The sequence below is a fragment of the uncultured Limnohabitans sp. genome (assembly GCF_937889215.1).
In the GTDB taxonomy this organism is placed as follows: domain Bacteria; phylum Pseudomonadota; class Gammaproteobacteria; order Burkholderiales; family Burkholderiaceae_C; genus Limnohabitans_A.
On record NZ_CALBEX010000086.1, the window covers coordinates 1 to 1,136 of the forward strand.

Annotated in this window: 1 protein-coding gene; it reads right to left on the minus strand. The window is 57.3% G+C overall.

Annotated features, from left to right (window positions below):
* On the minus strand, positions 1-1,136 hold a 1,136-nt coding region (locus Q0341_RS01970), incomplete at both ends, for a cobaltochelatase subunit CobN (protein WP_299510180.1).

A 1,136-nucleotide genomic window follows, 5' to 3' on the forward strand; every position in this document is an offset into this window, starting at 1 on the left:
GTTGCGTTCAGAAGCTTCGATCAAACGGTTTGCCACGCGGGCAGAGGCCGTAGGATTCAGTTTGGCCAAGCGATCACGCATGGCGGGGTCAAGCATGAAAGTCTCAGACAATTGCTTGTAAACCCAGGGTTGCACTTGGCCTGTGGTGGCAGACCAGCCCATCGTGTTGGTCACGTGAACTTCAATTTGACGCACGCCTTCGTAGCCGTGCTCCAGCATGCCTTCGTACCACTTGGGGTTGAGCATGCGGGTGCGGGTTTCGATGGACACTTGCTCTTTCAAAGAGCGCACGGCGGCATTGCCTTTGGTTTGATCACCAATGTAGACAGGTGGCGTTTTTCCGCCTTTGGCCACCTTCACCGCCTGGGTGATGCCGCCCAAGGTGTCAAAGTAGTTGTCCACGGTGGTGACGCCCAGCTCGACCGAATCCAGGTTTTGGTAGGTCAGTTGCACATCGGCCAACGCGGATTGCAACAGCGCTGTTTGCTGAACAGCACGTCCCGTGCGGCCGTAAGCAAAGCCTTTGCGGCGCTTGTAAGTCTCAGCCAGTTCGCCTTCATCGTCCCAGCGACTGCTTTCCACCAAGTTGTTGACGTTGGAGCCGTAAGCACCTTCGGCATTGCCGTAAACACGCAAAGAAGCGGTTTCCAACGTGCAGCCATGCTCTTGCTGATAGGCCAGCGCATGCTTTCGGATCCAGTTCATTTCCAGCGGCTCGTCTGCCGATGCCGCCAGATAAGCAGCCTCGGCCAAGAGCTTGATTTGCAGAGGCATGAGATCGCGGAAGATGCCCGACAGGGTCATGATCACGTCAATGCGAGGACGTCCCAACTCCTCTAAGGAGATGAGCGTGACACCGGCGATGCGGCCGTAAGTGTCAAAGCGGGGCATGGCCCCCATCAAGGCCAAGGCCTGTGCAATCGGTGCGCCTTCGTTCTTCAGGTTGTCGCTGCCCCACAACACCATGGCAATCGATTCTGGCAAGGGGTTGCCATCCGCACAATGACGGTCGATCAACAGCTGGGCTTGCACTTTGCCATCCCGAACGGCCATGGCGCTTGGAATTCTGAAGGGGTCAAAGCCGTGGATGTTGCGGCCCGTCGGCAACACAGCCGGTGTGCGCAAAATATCGCCAC